Source organism: Waterburya agarophytonicola KI4 (genome assembly GCF_020640915.1).
In the GTDB taxonomy this organism is placed as follows: Bacteria; Cyanobacteriota; Cyanobacteriia; order Cyanobacteriales; family Xenococcaceae; genus Waterburya; species Waterburya agarophytonicola.
This window is the reverse complement of the sequence record NZ_JADWDC010000078.1, coordinates 1-20,146: the sequence shown is the minus strand read 5'-3', so window position 1 is coordinate 20,146 and position 20,146 is coordinate 1. Positions and strand designations below refer to the sequence as shown.

At 37.4% G+C, this 20,146-nt stretch carries 19 protein-coding genes and 1 tRNA gene; 10 read left to right on the top strand and 10 right to left on the bottom strand.

Features of this window, described 5'->3' with window-relative positions:
- Positions 1–97: 97 nt before the first annotated feature.
- Complete coding sequence (locus I4641_RS20505) at positions 98–631, top strand: hypothetical protein (protein WP_229642449.1); 534 nt, start codon at positions 98–100, stop codon at positions 629–631.
- Positions 591–938, top strand: coding sequence for a DUF1822 family protein (locus I4641_RS20500; RefSeq protein WP_229642448.1), 348 nt, complete (start codon positions 591–593; stop codon positions 936–938). The genes I4641_RS20505 and I4641_RS20500 overlap by 41 nt, the downstream gene beginning before the upstream one ends.
- A gap of 112 nt (positions 939–1,050) precedes the next feature.
- On the opposite strand, the gene I4641_RS20495 is transcribed toward I4641_RS20500, so the two are convergent.
- Both I4641_RS20495 and I4641_RS20490 read right to left on the bottom strand, forming a co-directional pair.
- Positions 1,051–2,031: an NmrA family NAD(P)-binding protein gene (locus I4641_RS20495; RefSeq protein WP_229642447.1), complete on the bottom strand. Its 981-nt coding sequence runs from the start codon at positions 2,029–2,031 to the stop codon at positions 1,051–1,053.
- Positions 2,032–2,132: 101 nt separating this feature from the next.
- Entirely contained in the window at positions 2,133–2,789 is a 657-nt protein-coding gene (locus I4641_RS20490) for a HEAT repeat domain-containing protein (RefSeq protein WP_229642446.1), read from the bottom strand.
- A gap of 107 nt (positions 2,790–2,896) precedes the next feature.
- Between I4641_RS20490 and I4641_RS20485 the strand changes: the two genes are divergently transcribed.
- Both I4641_RS20485 and I4641_RS20480 read left to right on the top strand, forming a co-directional pair.
- On the top strand, positions 2,897–3,472 hold the full coding sequence (locus I4641_RS20485) for a bilin-binding protein (protein ID WP_229642445.1): 576 nt from the start codon (positions 2,897–2,899) through the stop codon (positions 3,470–3,472).
- 122 nt (positions 3,473–3,594) lie between these two features.
- The gene (locus I4641_RS20480; RefSeq protein WP_229642444.1) at positions 3,595–4,035 is read left to right on the top strand and encodes a cupin domain-containing protein; all 441 of its coding nucleotides are present in this window, start codon (positions 3,595–3,597) and stop codon (positions 4,033–4,035) included.
- Between the two features lie 86 nt (positions 4,036–4,121).
- Here I4641_RS20480 and gyrA read toward each other — a convergent pair whose 3' ends face one another.
- The 3 genes from gyrA to I4641_RS20465 all read right to left on the bottom strand — a co-directional run bounded on the left by gyrA (position 4,122) and on the right by I4641_RS20465 (position 9,269).
- Positions 4,122–6,698 carry a DNA gyrase subunit A gene (gene gyrA, locus I4641_RS20475; RefSeq protein ID WP_229642443.1) on the bottom strand — a complete coding sequence of 859 codons (2,577 nt, stop codon included), beginning with the start codon at positions 6,696–6,698 and terminating at the stop codon, positions 4,122–4,124.
- 249 nt (positions 6,699–6,947) lie between these two features.
- Entirely contained in the window at positions 6,948–7,949 is a 1,002-nt protein-coding gene (locus tag I4641_RS20470; protein WP_229642442.1) for a glycosyltransferase, read from the bottom strand.
- Between the two features lie 18 nt (positions 7,950–7,967).
- Positions 7,968–9,269, bottom strand: coding sequence for a sensor histidine kinase (locus tag I4641_RS20465; protein WP_229642441.1), 1,302 nt, complete (start codon positions 9,267–9,269; stop codon positions 7,968–7,970).
- Between the two features lie 242 nt (positions 9,270–9,511).
- On the opposite strand from I4641_RS20465, the gene I4641_RS20460 reads away from it, so the two are divergent.
- Positions 9,512–9,838, top strand: a complete 327-nt coding sequence (locus tag I4641_RS20460; protein WP_229642440.1) for a DUF3155 domain-containing protein — start codon at positions 9,512–9,514, stop codon at positions 9,836–9,838.
- 113 nt (positions 9,839–9,951) lie between these two features.
- On the opposite strand, the gene I4641_RS20455 is transcribed toward I4641_RS20460, so the two are convergent.
- Positions 9,952–10,413: a dTDP-4-dehydrorhamnose 3,5-epimerase gene (locus tag I4641_RS20455; protein WP_229642439.1), complete on the bottom strand. Its 462-nt coding sequence runs from the start codon at positions 10,411–10,413 to the stop codon at positions 9,952–9,954.
- A gap of 209 nt (positions 10,414–10,622) precedes the next feature.
- Here I4641_RS20455 and I4641_RS20450 point away from each other — a divergent pair, with 209 nt between their 5' ends.
- Positions 10,623–11,417, top strand: a complete 795-nt coding sequence (locus tag I4641_RS20450; RefSeq protein WP_229642438.1) for an MOSC domain-containing protein — start codon at positions 10,623–10,625, stop codon at positions 11,415–11,417.
- Between the two features lie 135 nt (positions 11,418–11,552).
- Positions 11,553–11,636: transfer RNA gene (locus tag I4641_RS20445), tRNA-Leu, on the top strand.
- Positions 11,637–11,826: 190 nt separating this feature from the next.
- Here the strand turns inward: I4641_RS20445 and I4641_RS20440 are convergent.
- The 4 genes from I4641_RS20440 to I4641_RS20425 form a co-directional block, all read right to left on the bottom strand.
- On the bottom strand, positions 11,827–13,047 hold the full coding sequence (locus I4641_RS20440) for an NAD-dependent epimerase/dehydratase family protein (protein WP_229642437.1): 1,221 nt from the start codon (positions 13,045–13,047) through the stop codon (positions 11,827–11,829).
- 171 nt (positions 13,048–13,218) lie between these two features.
- A complete protein-coding gene (locus I4641_RS20435) occupies positions 13,219–14,277 on the bottom strand; it encodes a glycosyltransferase family 2 protein (RefSeq protein WP_229642436.1) in 1,059 nt (352 codons plus the stop codon).
- Positions 14,278–14,390: 113 nt separating this feature from the next.
- The gene (locus I4641_RS20430; protein WP_229642435.1) at positions 14,391–15,164 is read right to left on the bottom strand and encodes a glycosyltransferase; all 774 of its coding nucleotides are present in this window, start codon (positions 15,162–15,164) and stop codon (positions 14,391–14,393) included.
- A 34-nt stretch (positions 15,165–15,198) separates the two neighbouring features.
- Positions 15,199–16,461, bottom strand: coding sequence for a glycosyltransferase family 4 protein (locus tag I4641_RS20425; RefSeq protein WP_229642434.1), 1,263 nt, complete (start codon positions 16,459–16,461; stop codon positions 15,199–15,201).
- 183 nt (positions 16,462–16,644) lie between these two features.
- Between I4641_RS20425 and I4641_RS20420 the strand changes: the two genes are divergently transcribed.
- The 3 genes from I4641_RS20420 to I4641_RS20410 form a co-directional block, all read left to right on the top strand.
- Positions 16,645–17,400 carry a DUF4388 domain-containing protein gene (locus tag I4641_RS20420; RefSeq protein ID WP_229642433.1) on the top strand — a complete coding sequence of 252 codons (756 nt, stop codon included), beginning with the start codon at positions 16,645–16,647 and terminating at the stop codon, positions 17,398–17,400.
- A 172-nt stretch (positions 17,401–17,572) separates the two neighbouring features.
- Complete coding sequence (locus tag I4641_RS20415; RefSeq protein ID WP_229642432.1) at positions 17,573–18,751, top strand: response regulator; 1,179 nt, start codon at positions 17,573–17,575, stop codon at positions 18,749–18,751.
- 195 nt (positions 18,752–18,946) lie between these two features.
- Positions 18,947–20,146, top strand: a 1,200-nt coding sequence (locus tag I4641_RS20410) for a response regulator (RefSeq protein WP_229642431.1), incomplete at its 3' end; no start/stop codon positions are given.

The following is a 20,146-nucleotide window of genomic DNA, read 5'->3' as shown; positions in this document are numbered from 1 at the left end:
TGACTGATTTTATGAAACTCTAAATAATACATTTTGACGTGCGGAAGGTGGGTTTAAATAAATTAGCCCAAAACTATTATCAATAACTATTAAAAGTGTGGAACAACAACTAAAAGAAGCAGATGCGAAGCTAATAGAAAGTATCGCTCAATGTCGCCAGTCAACTGACACAACTCAAAAACAAAAATGTCTCAATCGGTTATTATTTTTAATTCAACAATTACCAGGAATTTATTCCGCATCCCATCAAGACTATCCCGAAGCTTATAACCGTACCCTTGAATGGGCGTGCAAAAACATCGATCGCTTTGAACCTACTACTGATTCTATATCGAGAAGTATGGTTATTTGGATCAATGGTTATCTCAAATGGCGCATCCGCGATTTATATATTTCCGATAATAGTTACGATCCTCACCGCGTCTATCCTTCTTCCAGAGAAGACAATGAAGCAGACTTAATTGAAACCATTGCCGATCCGCAAATATCTCTAAGTTTGTTAGATACTCAAATTGCCCAAATGCAAGCAGAGAAAGAAGCAAGAATTGGCAATGCGATCGCAAATTATATCAAACAAGATTCGGGGAAGAATGACTCGCAGTTTAGCTACTGCCAACCCCACCATCACTAGAGGTAAAACAATTCAATGGCAATTAAACAGTTTAGAACGAGAAATCATTCTGGTTTTAAAAATGATACAGCAATCGGATAAAGCGATCGCTTTATGTTTGCAAATATACCCAGGAAAAATAAATAATAACTTACCTGAAGGTTTATCCGTATCAATTTTAGATCGAACCAACCAAACCTGTCTATCCGCCCAAGCCAAAGATAGTAATGATTGGATGCAACTAGAATTTAGCTGTCAGCCAGGAGAACAATTCAAGATCGAAATGAACTTGGCTGGAGTAAGTATGCTAGAACAATTTATAGTTTAAATGCGATCGCTTTGATTATTACTATTACAAAACATTTTTTTAGCTATTAACCTCCAAATATCAAAATTTAAAAGTTAATAGCTAAAAGTCTCAGTGTTTTTATAAATACAAATTAGAATTGATTGCGATATGGGATTTTTCCTTTTTTCTTCTTCCCTTTATTTTTCTCGTAATCGATTTCTTTGAGTTTTTTCATGATGCGGGTAAAGTACTCCTGCATATATTCTTCAAGAGTAGTTGTTTCCTTGACATCTAAACCAAAGGTTTGATAAACATCATCCATAGGCGCATCCAAAGGTTTACCGCTAGCTAATACTTCAGCAAACGTGAGGCGATCTGCGGTGTTTTGTCCCCACTCGCAAAAACGAGTAATACGGCGCATCAAACCCAATACTGTTAGGGATACGCGAGATATTCGAGTCCGCTTATCAGTTAAATTTTCACAGAGATTAATAATTTCATACGCACCCCAGGGTTTTGTCCCCACCACAGGAAAAGTTTTCTTTTCTGTCTCAGACACACTCAACGCGCGAATGGCAAATTTAGCTATATCTTGAGTATTCATGTAGGCAATAGGAGTGCTTTCTCCTGATACCCAAACAATTTGATCTTCCAGAATAGGAATAGCATATTGACCGATTAAACCTTGCATAAAACCAGCCAGTTGTAAAGTCGTATAGTTTAAACCAGATTCGGCTAAAAATATTTCCGTACAACGCTTGATATCCATTAAAGGAACTTCAGGATATTTTTCACAATTGAGAATAGAGAAGAAAATATATCTATCTACTCCCGCAGCTTTAGTTGCCTTAATTAAATTAACCTTACCCTGCCAGTCTACTTGTCCAGCACTGAGATTATCGGTAATTCTGGCGGTAGCAGCATCAATAACGGCATCAACCCCTGACAAAGCTGCGGGAAGTGTCGATTCATCACATAGATCTCCCTTAACTAATTCTGCGCCCCATTCCTTAAGAAAAATTGCTTTGTTCGGGTTGCGTACCAAACATCTTACTTCATGATCTTCATCCAAAGCCTGACGAGCAACTTGTCTGCCCAAAGTGCCAGTTGCGCCAACTACCAATAATTTCATTTAAGGTTTTTTGTAATATTTTTTAACTTTTCTCTAATTATTTTATCAAATAGTCCTATATTTGTTTATTTTCTTATCAGAAACATTAAATTGATGCCAATTTACATCAGACTTTCGAGTACTGCACCGACTACTTGATGGTTCTCATCTGTCTTGAGTTTGTTCAAAGCAGCAGTAGCTTGTTCTGCGTCATATTTACCTAAAGACTTGGCTACCTGGATGCGAATACGCCAAGATTCATCTTCGACAAAAGATAATAATAGTCTTAATGCAGGTTCTTGTTGTTCGGTATCGGGAAATAAACCCAAACAACCAATGCAAGATTCCATTACAGCCTCGTCATCTCCTGATAAACCAATGACACAAATTTCTAATAATTCTTGGAGTGCATTTAGATCTGCTAAGGCTGCAATAATGCTACGACGTATTAACCAGTGAGAATCCACTTCATACATTTGCCTGAGATGGGAAACGGCGGAATCGCCATAGTAGGATAGTGAATTTGCTGCTTCAGAACGTACATTAGGATCGCTATCTGACTTCATCATTTCTAGCAATGCAGCGAAAGCCTCCGCGCTTCTTTTTTTACCCAAACCCATCGCGACAAAAGAACGTACCAAAAATTCGCTATCTTTAACTTTATTTAATAACAAGGGGGCTGCAACATCTGCTTCGTAGTTACGCAACTCTCTAATCCCCCGCATTCTTTGTTGAGGATCGGAGTTCTCTAAAGCATCTTTAATTTCTTGGAGATCCATGATTTGATAAATTTCAAGTTCAACTTTAATTTACTTTACATTGACACTCATAATTAAGCGTCGTGAGAAAGATGTATATTAGGTAAATCATCATTTGTTAGAGAACAATGCTCAGTGACAAAGTAAAAGAACTCATCAAAAAGTCTCGTATTGTTAGCTTTGAGAGTTGGCAGAATTATCCTCCAGAAGTAATCGCCATCTTTCAACAGGCAGATGATGCAGGAAAGTATTTAACAGATGAAGAAATCGCTAAAATTAAGACTCTCGTTCCTAGCCTGTCTGGAGGTTTGTCACAGGGAAAGGTGTTGCGAGATAATGTAAATGAAATTGTTTTTCAAGCTAGAGCAGTGGTTTTAGATGCTAACCCAAATATTCTCGAACCAGGGGGTGGTTTGTATCCTCCCCCGCGAGCTGAAGCCTGTTGGCGAGATTTTTGGCACTTTTTGCGCTGTATTAGTTATGGAGTGGGCGGTCAATCTATTAACTATACCAGCGATCGCGGTTTGGGCTATATGGAACAACTGTATCGAGAATTACAAGTTCCCCTAGATGCGATGGTTTTGGGTTTAGAGCAACTCAAAGTTTTTAGTCTTAGAGAATTTGCCAGCGATCGACAAGAGGATCTCAAACCTTATTTCGATCGCCTGATTGAATCGATGCGAAACTTTTCTCCTGTCTCTTAGATTCGCGAAATCAGATCTCTAGGGCGATCGATCTCGGTTAAGCAAAACTTTAATTTATACTCTTGTCTGATGGCAATCAACATACAATAGAAACAGGTAATATTTGAGCTATTCGGAACAAGATGATGAACGAACGGTGCATGATTCCTGTAATTAAAACCCTCAATGATTATCAAGCCTATCGAATTAGTTCTGATGATACTAATCGTTTAGCCATCGTCTTCGATCCTCATAGTGCAGATAATTCCTTAACTGTCTGCGTCGAAATTTTTGAAGTGGGTAGCGAAACTCCTCCCCATCGTCATAATTTTGCGGTAGAAATGTTTTTTATCCTCAAGGGGGAAGGAATAGCCGTATGTGACGGAAAAGAAACTCCTTTACATAGTGGCGATAGTGTATTGATGCCAAAAACAGGGACTCACTATCTCAAAAATACGGGCAACGAGCGTTTATATGCCTTATGTATGATGGTGCCTAATGAAGATTTTTCTGAGTTAATTCGTAATGGAATACCTGCTACTCTAGACGAACAAGACTTAAAAGTGTTGTCTCGTGTGAATTGAAAAATTTTTCGCAAAAAAAAGAGTGGAGAATTGATTTATTTTCCACTCTTTCATCTTGTTCTTATACTAGAAATGGTTAATAATTATTAGACTTCTTCTCCTTCCCCTACTTCTGCTTCCAATTCATCCTCTTCTAAAGGAGGTACGGGAGCGACAGCGGCGATCGCATCATCTTTATCGAGTCTTTGAACTCTAACCCCAGTGGCATTACGCGATTGGAGAGAGATAGCCTTTACTGCTTGGCGAATCATAATACCGCGATTGGTAACAATCATTAGTTCGTCTTCAGGATTAACAATGTCAATGCCCACCAGACAATCATCGTCGGTTTTAAATTTGATCGCTCTTACTCCCATTCCCGCACGATTTTGGAGACGGAATTTGGAAATAGGCACTCGTTTGCCATAGCCATTGCTAGTAATTGCCAGCAACCAAGGACCTAGATCGGTTTCTTCTGCCACTAACTCTTCGTTGTTGTCTTCTTCGACCTCTTCTTCTTCTGTCTCGGCAATAGTGGCTACAATCTGAGAGGGAATAATATCCATACTAATTAGTTCGTCATCTCCTCTCAACTTCATAGACTTGACCCCTTTAGTAGACCTCCCCAAAGGACGTAGTTGCTGTCGATTAGTTTTAAAGTGAATTGCTTTTCCTTTCCGCGTACCGATAATTACGCTATCTTCTTCTGTTGCCAAACGCACCCAACGCAATTCGTCTTCTTCCTGTAGGGAAATAGCGATTAAACCATTCGAGCGAATGTTAGCAAAAGCGGAGAGAGCAGTTTTTTTGATATTACCCTTACGAGTTAGCATTACTAGATATTCATCTTCGGTAAACTCGCTCACCGCAATCAAGGATGTTACCTTTTCTGCTTGAGAAATCGGCAACATCTGTATCAGAGGTATACCCCTTGCAGTACGACTCGTTGCAGGAATCTGATAGGCGTAGAAGGAATAGACAACGCCGCGATCGCTAAAGAACATGACTGTATCGTGGTCGCAACAGGTCATAAAGTGTTCTACACCATCATTTTCCTTCATTTTGGCTGCTGCTTTCCCCCTAGTAGCTCTACTTTGAGCTTCAAAGGTGCTGACAGGCATCCGTTTGATATAGCCTTGTTCGGTAATTAAAATGACCGACTGTTCGTTGGCAATTAAGTCTTTGTCGAGAAGCTCTCCTTCTCCCTGGACAATTTCGGTACGTCTAGGGGTGGCATGAACATTTTTAATCGTGGTCAGTTCGGATTCGATAATCTCTTCAATCCGTTCTTTTCGCGCCAGAATATCGTTTAGATCGGAAATTTGAGTCTGTAGATCTTCATGTTCCGCCTGAATTTTTTCAGCTTCTAGGGCAGTTAAACGACGCAGTTGCATTTGTAGAATAGCATCTGCTTGGGTGTTAGATAAGCCATAGCTTTCTACTAATTCGTTTTTGGCAGTGGCGGTATCGGCTGCACCTCTAATTAAACCAATAATTGCGTCAATATTTTCTAAAGCAATTAACAAACCTTGCAATAGATGGTCTCTTTCTTCAGCTTTACGTAACTGGTATTGAGTCCGTCTGGTGATTGCTTCGACGCGGAATTCTAAGAATACTTCTAAGAAACGGCGAATAGTTAGTAGTTGGGGGTCATTATTGACCAAAGCCAACATATTTGCCCCAAAGTTTGCTTGGACGGCAGTTTGCTTATAGAGGTTATTCAACACCACCCGAGGATAAGCATCTCGCTTGAGTTCGATTACGACTCGCATTCCCGTGCGATCGCTTTCATCTCGAATATCGGAAATACCGTCAATTCTTTTATCATTAACTAGGTCGGCAATCTTTTCGATTAGGGATGCTTTGTTAGTTTGATAGGGTAGTTGGGTAATGATAATTGCTTCTTTATCTGCCCTACCGCGCTGTTGTAGGGTTTCAATATCTGCTACCCCACGCATGGTAATCGAACCTCGTCCTGTAGTGTAGGCTTCTTTGATACCCGCCCGACCGATAATTTGTCCCCCTGTCGGGAAGTCTGGTCCTTTAATATACTGCATCAAGTCCAGATCGGTGATTTCTGGATTGTGAATTAAAGCGATCGCTCCCTCAATCACTTCTCCTAGATTATGAGGCGGAATATTTGTCGCCATCCCCACTGCGATACCCGACGAGCCATTAATCAATAGCTGCGGTATTCTGGCAGGGAGGACAATTGGCTCTTGCTGAGATCCGTCAAAGTTATCGGCAAAATCTACTGTTTCTGCTTCAATATCTCTTAGTAGAGAATCCGTTGCCAAAGCTTGTAAGCGACACTCTGTATAACGCATTGCTGCGGGAGGATCGTTGTCAATCGAGCCAAAGTTACCGTGTCCGTTAATTAAAGGATTTCTCATGGAGAAATCCTGCGCCATTCTAACTAGGGCATCGTAAACGGCAGTATCTCCGTGAGGATGATATTTACCCAATACTTCCCCTACAACACGGGCGCACTTACGAAACGGACGGTCTGGGGTTAGTCCTAGCTCGTACATGGCGTACAAGATGCGCCGATGGACTGGTTTTAGACCATCCCTAGCGTCTGGCAATGCCCTGCCAACAATCACGCTCATAGCGTACTCCAAATAGGAGCGAGACATTTCGTTACTCAGATCGGTGGGGATAATCCTTTCCTGGGAAGTGGTCATACTGTGAAAAACTCCAAATATATGCAATAATTTGGATTAATGGTCGATAAACTCTACTTAGTTCTCTTTTATCGCCAATCAAGCCCAATATAGTAGCATTTTATAAATGAATTCTAGCACATTTTGCCCTCTTATTGTGGCAGAAAACGCTTGGTATATCTATCGTTGAAGTGCTTCAAATCGGCGTATTAAAAGCAAGCCAGATCGTTTCTTAATATCCCACCTTTATTTTGGGTTTTTAGCTTTAATTTAGATTTTTATTTTTTGCTTAATTTTAGAGTAAATACGCTTTATTTTTAGTTTATTGAGACGTTTTTGAGTCATTTTGGGAAGATTATCCGAATATTGTGGCAGATAGTCAAAAAAACTATTTATTTCTGCCAAAATTACTTTTAATCGGGTGATTAAGTTTTCACTGCGATATTCTGCCAGTAGGGATTCAGATAATCGATCGGATGGGGATGGCGATCGCTCTAAAACCGAAGCAATTCTTTGGAGATCGTATTCTAAGCTATAACCCGCAATTTTATGACAGTTGAAACCAGGATCGAGAAAATCACTCAATCCATGATTGACGCTAGAAAATACTTCGCATCCACAAGCTAATGCCTCCAAAGGTGGCAAGCCGAATCCTTCGGTAACTCCATTAACCGCCCAATATTCGGCAGAGTCATAAAGATATATTTTGCTACGATTAAATAAACCCGCCAGATCTTCAACATAGCTATTAATTATTTCTACTCGATAGCGAGACTGCAAAGCAGGAATCAAGGAGTCTAGTAAATATTCTGAAGATTTGCGCGTCTGCACCAAAATATCGATAGATCGCTGGCGATCTAAATGGCGAAATTCATCGCCAATTTGATTGGGCAAATAATAAATTAGATTATTGGTTGCTTGTTGCCCCCAATATCCCATGGTGTTGCGCGATACTGTAATGATGGGTATTTGAGGAGGCAAGCTAAAACCATAACCCGCACTATGGGCGTGATAAATAATATTTTGTCCTTGAAGTTGGGGAATTAACTTTGGTACGTCAAAACCCCAGCCGATGACAAAAATTGCCGACTCTGGCTGACATTCTGGTAAGAGATCGGCGAGAAAAAGATGTTCTGATTCTCGTTGACGATAGGTAACTACTTCGGCTTCAGAAAACTGTTTGGCTAAATTATAGGTATTCAACTCTGCCCACAATCCACCACCACCAAACTTTCCCTTTGTCCCTGGTAACAGAAAATATAACTTTCTCATTAACTAATAAATTATTAATTACTCATTGTTAATTGAAACAGGTAACCAAACAATAAAAGTAGTACCAGGGCTATTTTTTGATAAATGGTTCGGACTAATCAACTCAATTTCTCCCTGCATTTTAATTACTAACTCGCTAGCGATCGCTAGCCCCAAACCAGTACCAGGGATATCGCTTTGGGCTTGAATGCCTCGATAGTGTCGTTCAAAAATACGTTCTCTATCTGCTTCGGGGATACCATAACCAGTGTCGCTAATTGCTATACCCAACATTTCAACTTCGGTCGTGATATATTTTGTTTCGATATCCAATTGTACTTTACCCCTGGCAGGAGTGTATTTTAGGGCATTATCAATTAAGTTATTAAAAATCTCTCTTAAAGCTGATAAATCACCTTTGATTAAAGGTATCGACGGGGGAATATTATTTTCTAATTTAATCGCTCTTTCTGTTGCGATCGCTTCCGCTGTATTCAATAACGGATCTAAAATTTCTGTTAAATTAACAGCATCCAATTGGGTATTTAAACTAGGTAATAAAAAGTTACTCGGCAACTCAGTGTTATCTCGGACATCTAACAATGGAGTAGGAGCATTAATTGCAGTTTCTTTGATTGATTCTGCTTCAAATTGCTCTAATAATTGCTGAAAGCGATCGCTTTGTTCCAAGAGACTTTTTGCTACTTTGTGATTGCGATCTCCTGGTAAAATACGCTTGATCAGCAACTTACTAAAGGTTTTAAATGCTGTTAGAGGATTGCGTAATTGATGAATTAAATTATCCAGTCGATCTCGCTCGATTCTTCTTAAATTCTCTTGAATAGTTAGCTCTTGTTGAGTCCAATGATACTGTAGTTCTAAAAAACGGGCGATCGCCAAAGTTCTAGCAATTTCTTCTACTTGCTTTAATTCTGTTTGCATCCATTCTCGATCTTCTCGTCCCGTCACTAGTAAGCCAATAAAAGTTTCTTGGTGTACTAAAGGTAAAATTAGCTGTTTTCTTTCTGCCGAATCTGTCTGCCAGTCTGATTTGGCTGGATTTTCTGCGGTGACAAAATTAGCAGGTAATAATTGGGCGGAAGAATGAGACTGTAACTGCTGCCAAACTTCCTCTAATTTAATACTAGGAAGCTCTAGCAAACTTTGATTTTGAGTCTGGGGATAAATAGCTAAGGGAAATAGTTGTGTTTCTCCATCTTCAATCACTTCTTCTGCCAGATATACAATACTCCAAACTGCCCCCAAGCTTTCAGCCAATAGGTTTATTTGAGACTGACACAAAGTAGTAAATTCAATACTGGAAATATGATTATTTGACATTAATGTTCTCAAGACAGAAATTTCCAGACAGTTCGAAAGAACTAAATTCTTTTACTCCATATAATTCTTTTGCTCCATATAAAATTTTCTACTTAACATTTTAAAGCAATTTTTAAAGCAATTTCTTTTGACAATGCTTTTAAGAAAACACTTGATTTTTTTTGTTCATTACGATACAATTATTGACAAATTAGTAACTTTCAGTACAGTGTTCTTTAAGTAAATTTTAGGAGGTCAAGGGGTTGGCAAGAAAACGCAAACGTAAAAGCCGTCGTCGCCAAGAAGGACGTAAGATTTTAGAACTCGTCTCTCAGTATCATATCGAAAGTGGTGAAGATAAGCCAGTAACTGCTGCTCGCAACTATATATCAGCTCAAGGTATATTACCTCCAGCACTGTTGGTAGTAAAGAGAAACGAACATACTACTGATCGCTATTTTTGGGCAGAAAAAGGCTTGTTTGGCGCGCAATACGTAGAAGAGAATCATTTTCTTTTTCCTAGTTTGCAGTCTATAGATATTCAAGAATGGGATAGTAGTAAGACCGTTGCTACTGCTGCTACTCTTTAAAATTCTGAGTAGAGATAGAGAACAAAAAACAAAGTATATAAGAAAATAAGTTTTATCAGGGGGGATTGTCGCGAGTTAATCCCTTCTGAGCTTATGGAAAAGATATATGTGCATCAAATTCCCGCACCTGCAATTAAATTGGTTGCTACTATTTCTAGATTTCTCAAACTTGATTTAGCTCTGTCCAAATCATAAGGAAAAGGTCTTGCCATGGGCTGATAATCTTTTGGCTTGGCTTCACCGTGGCGCAGCACTGCATTAACTAACAAACAATCTCGATCCTTGAAATTAATTGCACCGTGCAAAATTCCTTTGGGAATGGTGGCAACTTGAGGAAAGTCTTCGCTCAGAGGAATATATTGATATTGTTTGTTATATAAAACTACCAAGACAAAGCTACCTTTTACTACTAATAATTGATCTGTTTGATGCTTGTGAACGAAGAGATCGTCTATGGTATTGGCGGGTACTTTTACCACCATTGTTTCATCACTAGACTGGGGGGTGTAAAATTCTGCCATTCCTCCTTGAATAGATTCGATCGCTTGTAAAGTGACGCCTTTTATTAGTCCCATAATTTATAAAAATTAATAAGTAATGGTTAACCGATGTTTATATGTAAACAAAAGTTACGTATATAGATCGTTATAGCAAAAAAAGATTGACAAAATAAGTTTATTAGTATCTAAATACACAGTTAGAGATGTTTTTTTAGTAAAGATAGAGGCTGCACGTAGCTGATCGGCAATTATCATTAAAAAAAAAGTAATATGCCTGGGAAATAATGTCCTCTCTAAAACCTTATGTTGCTCGTCTGTTTGTATATCCCATCAAATCTTTAGATAGAGTAGAGTGCGATCGCGTTGCTATTTTAAAATCAGGAGCAATTAAAGGCGATCGCACTTGGGCGATATTCGATGAAAATGATAACTTTGTTAATGGAAAAGGCAATAAAAAAATCCATGCTCTGCGTTCTGAATTAAATTTAGAAACGAAAACCCTTATATTGCAAATACAGGGAACAAACCAAACGAAAACATTCAATTTAGTTAAACAACAAGAAGCTATTTGTAATTGGCTGAGTGCATACTTTGATTTTCCTGTAGAGATCCGACAAAACTTAGATTTGGGCTTTCCCGACGATACAGTTTCCCCTGGACCAACTATAGTTAGTACGGCAACTCTTGAGGAAATCTCTTCTTGGTATCCCCAATTAAATACTGAAGATATACGTCGTCGTTTTCGAGCCAATATTGAAATTGCTGGCGTACCTGCTTTTTGGGAAGATCGATTATTTGATAACGCAGATATGACGGTTAAATTTCAAGTGAAAGAAGTTGAATTTATGGGGGTTAATCCCTGTCAACGCTGTATTGTGGTGGCACGGGATTCTCAAACAGGAGAAGTATATCCCCAATTTCAAAAAACTTTTGTCCAAAAAAGAAAAGAAACATTGCCAGAATGGACAAAGCGATCGCGTTTTAATCATTTTTTTCGTTTGGCGGTAAACACCAAACTATCTCTCACCGAAGCAGGAAAGGTAATTGAGATCGGCGATCAACTAGATCTAATCAATTAAAGTGCCGATTGAGACTCAAACTAACTCATGCTTCAAAATTCTCTTCATTACTTGCAAAATTACATTGCACTCTAGATCTCAATGCTGTATGATATATTAGTCTTGGTTAAAAGAGAGTTTTCAACATCCATACCTGGGGGTGTGGCGGAATCGGTAGACGCTGCAGATTTAAAATCTGTTTCTTGCAAGAGAGTGAGAGTTCAAGTCTCTCCATCCCCATGACTGTAGGCTTTTTAGGTATAGAGCTTTTTGTGAGTTTACCCGTAACTTTGCCGCAACGGTAAGCTTATGCTTCCGAAACAACACGGCAACTTTATGCTTCTAGTCACAAAATATAGTTTCATTAAAAAAAGGGCGAAAACTTTCACCCTAAATCAGTTAATTATTGTTTCCTCAAGCCCAATTTAAACTATACGGGAGTAGTTTCGGGAGATTTTACACCATTACTTTGGGATGTTGCTTCTTTTTTCTGAATCCAGAGGGAAGTACAGGGAATCTTACTCTTATCGCAACGATCTGCATATTTTTCTGCTACCTCAGTTACTTCTTTAAGCAATCCTTGACTTAAAGTAGTAGGTTCTAACCCTAAATCCAAGAAGCGTTGATTTTTGACGAATAGTTCGTTTTCAATAGCTTCGTTACGAGGATTTTTCAAATAAGCAATTTCTCCCCCAGTCATATCTGCAACCATTTTAGCCAGATCCTTGACTCGGTGAGTTTCCGTCATTTGGTTCAAGATTCTTACTCTTTCCCCTGTCTCGGGAGGATTTTCGATCGCTAATTGAACGCAGCGTACGGTATCTTTAATATGAATAAAGGCTCTAGTTTGTCCCCCCGTACCGTGTACTGTTAGAGGATAGCCAATAGCAGCCTGCATTAAGAAACGATTTAAGACTGTACCGTAATCGCCATCGTAGTCAAAACGATTAACTAACTTAGGGTGCATTAAGGTTTCGGGGGTGTTTGTTCCCCAAACAATGCCCTGGTGCAAGTCTGTAACACGAATACCGTCGTTTTTATTGTAATAATAGAAGAATAGTTGATCCTGGGTTTTAGTCATGTGATAGACGCTTCCAGGGTTGGCAGGATAAAGAATTTCTTGCTGAATGCGATCGCCGCTATCGGTAACAACTTCTACATCTAGATAGCCTTCAGGAATCTTCATTCCCGCAGTACCATAGCCGTAAACGCCCATTGTACCCAAGTGTACGAGGTGAATATCCAAACAAGATTCAACAATGGCACAGAGCAAATTATTGGTCGCATTCAGGTTATTATTAACCGTATAGCGTTTGTGCTTAGAAGACTTCATCGAATAGGGAGCAGCCCTTTGTTCGGCAAAGTGAACGATCGCATCGGGTTGTTCTGCCAAAATAAGATTTAACAGGCGATCGTATTCTTCGGCAATATCAATATTGTGAAATTTAATTTCTTTCCCTGAAACGTTCTTCCAGGTACCCAATCTTTGTCCGATAGGTGCAATAGGAGTTAGAGAACTAACTTCCAATTCGTTGTCTATGTTGCGTCTGGATAAATTATCGACAATAACTACTTCATGGTCGAGATTGGATAAGTGTAATGAGGTTGGCCAGCCACAAAAACCGTCTCCCCCAAGAATGATAACTTTCATATTTTACTCCCAACTATAAAATTCATGTATTAACGACTCTGTTTTAAAGTGATCGTTACAATAGCAACTTCAATATATTTAACCAAACTTTATGCCCCTATTTTCGTTTTTTAGGGTTAATTGTGTCTTGGTATACTAATTATTCCTTATTTACGATTCATTTTTGAATTTTTACCAATCAGAAATCTTCAAAAACTTGTTTCTAAAAAGTTGATAAGCATAGCCAGAAAAATGAGCTACAGGCAAAGTCATAATTACAATACCGCACATCAACCAACGACTGAAAAGGGATGGGGGAGACTTACCATTGCCACGCCAAACCTCTTTGGCAAAATTACCATTTAGTTTCAAATTTACTCTCAAACTTTCAGTAAAAACAGCGACTAATCCTAAAAGAAATAGCTCTTTTGCGTATAAGTTAATTTGAAATAAAAATAAATCCAAACCAAACCAAATTATCATACAAGAAACAAATAAAAAGGGTAACTTTCCCCTAAGTTGAATATTTTTAGTATGTTTAATCGTAGTTAAAAATCTACCTCTACCATATTTAAAATATTGAATCCATAAAGATAACCAAGTTCTGCGGGGATAGTACCATACTTTTATATCCGAGCTTACATAAATAGCTTCAGAATCTTTTTCCAATAATCGTTGATTCAATTCTGCATCTTCATTGGTAATTTGATTCGAGTAACCGCGAAGATTTATTAAAGTTTTTGACCACATACAGCCCAGAAATACTGTATCTACGTAGCCATTGTATTGAGGGTTGCGATATTTTGCACCACCATTTCCCAAAAGGCTATTAGCAGCAAGAGCAACTCCCGCCTGAAATTTGTCTTCGGCAACAAAACGTTGCGCGCCCCCCACATTTATTGCTTTAGTTGTTAATAAAGTATGAATGCATTTTTCTACGTAGTCTGGAGCATAGTGACAGTGAGCATCCGCACGTAAAAAAATATCTCCCTGGCAAGCTTCCAACCCAATATTAAGTGCTGCTGATTGAATTCTGAAAGGATTATGCAGTAGTTTTACTTTAGAATACAGACAAGACAAATCTGCTACTTTTGCAGCTGTGCTATCGGTACTGTTACCATCTACGACTAATATCTCTAAAATATTAGAGTATCCAGAAGCTAAAAAACCACCTATCACAGTTTCAATGTTTTTTTCTTCATTATAAGCTGGTATTATAATTGAAACAGAAGGCTCTACACTCACACTCATACTAATTCTCTTTTTATTTGATAGGCTGTTCTAGCTCAATGTGAAACTGTTTTTCTCGCTCTTTCCTGTCGTTGTTGCTCATATTTTGCGTTTGCTTTCGGAATAAATTTGTTTTACAACCAAAGTTTTGCTGGTACCATAGCTAATCTAAAAATAGATTTGAGCAAGCAGTAAGTATCTACTTTGAGTCGATTGGGCTTGGATAAACTAAAATAGCGATCGCGGATGCGTCGATGATTGTTAAACTGCCTGAAAACTCTTACTGAAGATACTCCAGTAGTATCATAATAAGCAATAGGAAAATATAGCAGAGTAGGACTCGATAATAAATTTGCCCTGACATTATATTCATAATCCATCTCGATGGACAATGATTCGTTATATTTACCTACTAAATCGATTAAATTGCGGGAATAAAATGTTGATTGGTGACATACAGGATTGCCGTAGAGAAAAAGATTACTATCCCAAGTTTTATGTTGAGGACGATGATTTTGTAGGTATCTATTTTTGCTCACAGATATAGTTTCTCCCGTCGCCCACAACCATTTTTCCCCAGCATAAGATTCCATGACGCGGTGAATTACATTATTATTTACTAATGTATCTCCTGCATTCAGAAATAAAATTATTTCCCCTTTGCTGTGATCGATACCATTATTAAAAGCTGAAGCTATTCCTTTTCCTTTTTGGGAATAATATGAAAGATTCTTTTGGCTATCAAAGTTTTGGAGTCGCTCAATTTCGTTGTCAGCAGCTTGACGATAAATAATAATATGATTTATGGCTTTGTAAGACTGTTTACTTACATTATTCAGAGTAGTAAACAAAGCATTATCTATTTTATTAGAGATAGTTATTACGTCTATATAAATGGTATTTGGCATTATTCATTGCTATAAATTATCAATTATGAGTTATTTATAGAGACAGCTTACTACATAAATCATGAAAAACTCGCAAGTATTTCTGGCTTTGTCGATCCAAGGCAAATTCAGATATTGCTTTGTCTCTACTTTTGGCAGCTAGCTCTTGATATCTTGCAGGATCTTTTAAAATCCAATGAATTCCCCTGGCTAAGTCTTCAGGTAAAAAAGGTTGAGCCAAATAACCATTGTGTTGATGTTGAACCATGTCAGGTATTCCCCCAATATTAAAAGCTGCACAGGGAGTACCACAAAATATAGCTTCTAAAATAGTATTTGGTAAGTTGTCTTGTATGGAAGGTGCAACAAAAACATCTGCTGCTCCATATAATAAAGACAATGAAATATCATCATTTAGTTTGCCGACATAACGAGCTTGAAAACCAAAATCTATCGGCACTGATGGAGCAGAAGCACCGAAGATAACTAGTTCGATTACTTCGGAGGATTCTAAACTTTGAAGCTCTTGCAACGCAGACAGTAATAAAGAAAAACCTTTGCGTCTATCTTGAGTACTATCCAATGCACCAAAAAGAATGATTTTCCGATCCAGTGGAAGGTTGAGAATCTTGCGGGCTAATTCTTGAGGATGGGGTTGATAAATCTGAGGATCTATTCCATTGCCAATTACTTTCGTAGAAATATTGCTAAATAATGAGCTAGATTTGGCAGCTTCCGCCAGCCATTGACTAGGAGTAATTATGGTCAGGTTTAAGTCTTGCCAAGCTTTGGCTTTGCGTTGCCAAATCCAACGGGATAAGTCCCAATTGCGACTACTACCTAATTGAGGACAAGCACCACAAGAATCTTGATAGCGATCGCATTTTCCACTATAGTGACATCCTCCTGTAAATGCCCACATATCGTGTAATGTCCAGACTAAAGGCTTGTTTATTTTTTTCAAAGCCTCAATAGGCACAAATCCTCCACATACCCAATGAAGATTAATAATATCGGGGTTAATTTGGTTTATTCGATCGACAATTTTATTGGGCAACCATTGAGCAGAATAAATATTAATCGTCGGATCGCGATCGCGATGTAGCGCAAAAGGTATTCCATCTAATGCTGGCTTAATAGCAGCAATGCCTCTATTTACTTTGCTTTTAGGGGCAATAACAGTACTATCTCCGCTTACTTTATTTTGGACTAACATTTGGGAATCAACACCCGCAGCCAATAAGCCTTGATGCAGACGATATGCAGCACGCGCTGCACCGCCACCAAGATCGCTGATACTTAGAATCAGAACTTTCAAATTAATTATTAATTATCAATGATCGATATATAGTAAATATTACTTGCTTCTTAGTTTAAGAGCTTAGTTATTTATTCATGACTTATTCCAACAAACCGAGCAAGTCCTGAATTAGGAAGTTATCATGGTGTACTCAATCTATGAAATAGAGAAGTATTTTTATTTATTCTTTCCTAAATTTTGATGAGCGCAAATAATAAGCTAGGAGAACAACTTATTTCTCTGAGTCGACAGAAATTTACAGGAATCTTGACCATAACATCTCAAGATAGCAACCTAGAATGGAAGATATTTTTTTACCAGGGTCAGTATCTGTGGACAGAAGGTGGTTTGCATGTAAACCGCTCTTGGCAAAGAAATTTTAATTATTACTGTCCCAACGTAAATACTGATGTTCTTGTTTTAAGGCATCAGCCTGAAATTCAATCTTATAACTATTCTCTATTAAACGTTTTACTACAAAGAAAAATAGTCGAACGCAAACAAGTAAAAGCTTTAATTCAAAATCGTAGTCAAGAAGTATTTTTCGACTTGCTACAACAAGAATATAACAACTCATTGAATTATGATACTCAGATAACTTCTGCTCATCACCTACTTAAAGCTGGTTTTAACTTATCTCTGAATTTTATTAATCTGGAGCAAGCACTTTTTCAAGCCCAAACATCTTGGTCAACCTGGGGCGCAAAAGGTTTAGCATCCTGTTCACCCCATCATGCTCCTTTTCTCAAAAGTGATGGAGAATTGAAAAAGCAATTACCAGATGTTGTATTTAGTAACATGTCTCGACTACTTAATGGCAAAAATACCTTGAGAGACTTGGCATTTAAAATGGAAAAAAGTGTTTTAGATATTACTTGTGGCATAGTACCTTACTTTTTCAAGGGGTATTTAAGATTTTTAGAGATTCCCGATTTACCAGAAATTAAAATCAAGTGATTTTCAACTATAAGAGATAGTTATCGAAGAAACTGAATATCAATCAAGATACCGTATTTGTTCGCTTCTTAAAGAAGAGTACGTAATATTTTACTGGTATCTACCGATGCCAAATACTGTTGAAAAAATTATAGTTTTATGTAAATAGATAAAAATATACATAACCTACAATATGATTTTTGCTTTACTTAATAATCTTAAAAAGCAATCTTTTACAGGTATTGCTCACATCAGAACAAAAGAAGAAAGCGATCGCATCCACTGGAAAGTATACTTCAACCGAGGTAAATTGATTTGGGCGAATGGTGGCTTACATAATAATCGCTCTTGGCAAAGACACCTAAATAAATATTGCTCTGAAGTTGATTTAAAGCAAATTAATTTTCGCAATAGCCAACAGTATAGATGCGCAGATTATCATACTTTAGGTATTTTCTTGCAACGTAATATGACAACCCAAAATTCAATAACTCAACTAGTTGCCAGTAAAGTTACTGAATCATTTTTCGATATTTTTCAACAAGAAAAATCTACTCCTCTAGAATTAGAAGAAGAAGCATTGTCTTTGTCCGATTTAATAGGAGATAGTTCTGATTATCCTGTAATTAGTATTGATATAGAAGTCGCTTTCAAACAAATGCAGCAGCAATGGTCTGCCTGGATTAAGGATGGTTTTACGTCAGTTTTTCCTGACTATGCTCCTAGAATTAAGAGTAAAGAAAAACTCAAATTATCAGTTCCTTCTGTAGTTTATCAAAATTTCACCCAGCTATTAGATGGACATCGAAGCTTGAGAGATTTAGCAATAGGTATGAATAAAGATCTATTACTGCTAACCAAATCTATTTATCCCTATATTCATAAAGAATTATTAGAGTTGGTCAAAGTACCCGATCTCAACTTAAGTCAGACTACATCCAATAATGTAGTAAAAACACCGATAAATTCCAATGAAAGCTCATTGATCGCTTGTATTGATGATAGTCCTCAAATTTGCCAAATCATGAATCAAATCATTACTAGAGCAAATTATAGTTTTTTGGGTATTCAACAACCAATACAAGCTGTTCCCAAATTAATTAGCGTCAATCCCAAGATGGTTTTTTTGGATATTGGTATGCCAATTTTAAATGGTTACGAAGTTTGCACTCAGATTAGAAGAGTTTCCAAGCTACAAAAAGTTCCGATAATCATGCTAACAGGAAATGATGGGGTATTTGATAGAGTAAAAGCAAAAGTTTGTGGGGCATCAGATTTTCTTTCTAAACCAATTGAAGTAGATAAAATTTTACAAACTATTGATAAATTCTCCGCTCCCAATGCACCTTCTGTGATGAAGTCTAGTAGTTAATTTTAGCAAGAAATAAAATAATATTCTACAGTTAATAACTAAATTTTGTTACTATTATTAATCATTTTTTACTATCTATCATCAAAATTATTTGATTTATGAAATTGCAAATTATTTTTGATAATCAACTTTGAAAATATAGCAAAAAATTGATTTTATTATTATAATTTTCACGAATTTAAAAATACTAAGGTCATGAACGACAACACCCAAAATAAATTATTAAGTAACTTAATATATTTCAAGCACAAGCAGTTTACTGGTCAAATTAATATTCAAGGAAGTAGTCAAACTGTTTGGAGAATATATCTTTGCTTAGGTAGATTAGTTTGGGCAGACGGTGGTATTCATCCACATCGTTCTTGGAAAAGACTGATAGATAAATATTGTCCTCAGGTTGATTGGTATGCCTTAGATATAAATTTTGTCAGACAGTCTGATTGTGGTGATTACAATGTTTTAAATATTTTATTAGAACGTAACTTGATCGATCGCAAACAAGCTATTGAATTAATCAAAACTAGAGCTACAGAAATTTTATTCGATCTTTTACAACTCGAACTAAGGCAACAGTTAAGAGTTACCGCAGAAACAGCATCTACCTCTTCATTCTTGACTTCTGGTCTACAAATGTCTATTTCATTGGTAAATGTAGAGCAAGTCTTACACGACGCCAATCGAGCTTGGTCAATTTGGCAGCAAAAAGGACTGGCAAAATGGTCGCCTAATTTAGCCCCACAAATGAGAAAACAAGACCGCTTAAGAGAAGAAGTATCTGGAATTGTCTACCAAAACTTCTTACGTTTATTAGACGGTCAACGCACTTTAAGAGATTTGAGTTCGAGAATGGGAAAAGATGTCCGCAAGTTAACATCATCTTTAATCCCTTATGTTCAGCAAGACTTATTAGATATTGTTGAAGTTCGAGATATCAAAGCACCCAAATATAGTCAAAATATTTCTATGGATGAAGATGCTGTAGATTTGAGTAAACCCTTGATTGCTTGTATTGATGATAGTGCGCAAATTTGTAAAATCATGGAACAAATTATTACTCAGTGCGGATATCGTTGTATTAGTATCCAAGAATCTTTGCAAGCACTGCCATCCGTAATTAAAAATAATCCAGATTTTATCTTTTTAGATATTGGTATGCCTATTGTCAATGGTTATGAAATTTGTACTCAGGTAAGAAGAGTTAATAAATTTAAAGATATTCCGATTGTTTTTTTAACTGGTAATGATGGAATTATAGATCGCATGAGAGCTAAAGTTTGTGGAGCAAATGCCTTCCTCCCAAAGCCTATCGAAATAGATAAAATTATCGATACTATAGAAAGATATAAGTACCTAAGCAAAATTAATTACATAGCGATCGCCAAAATGCCGCAAAAT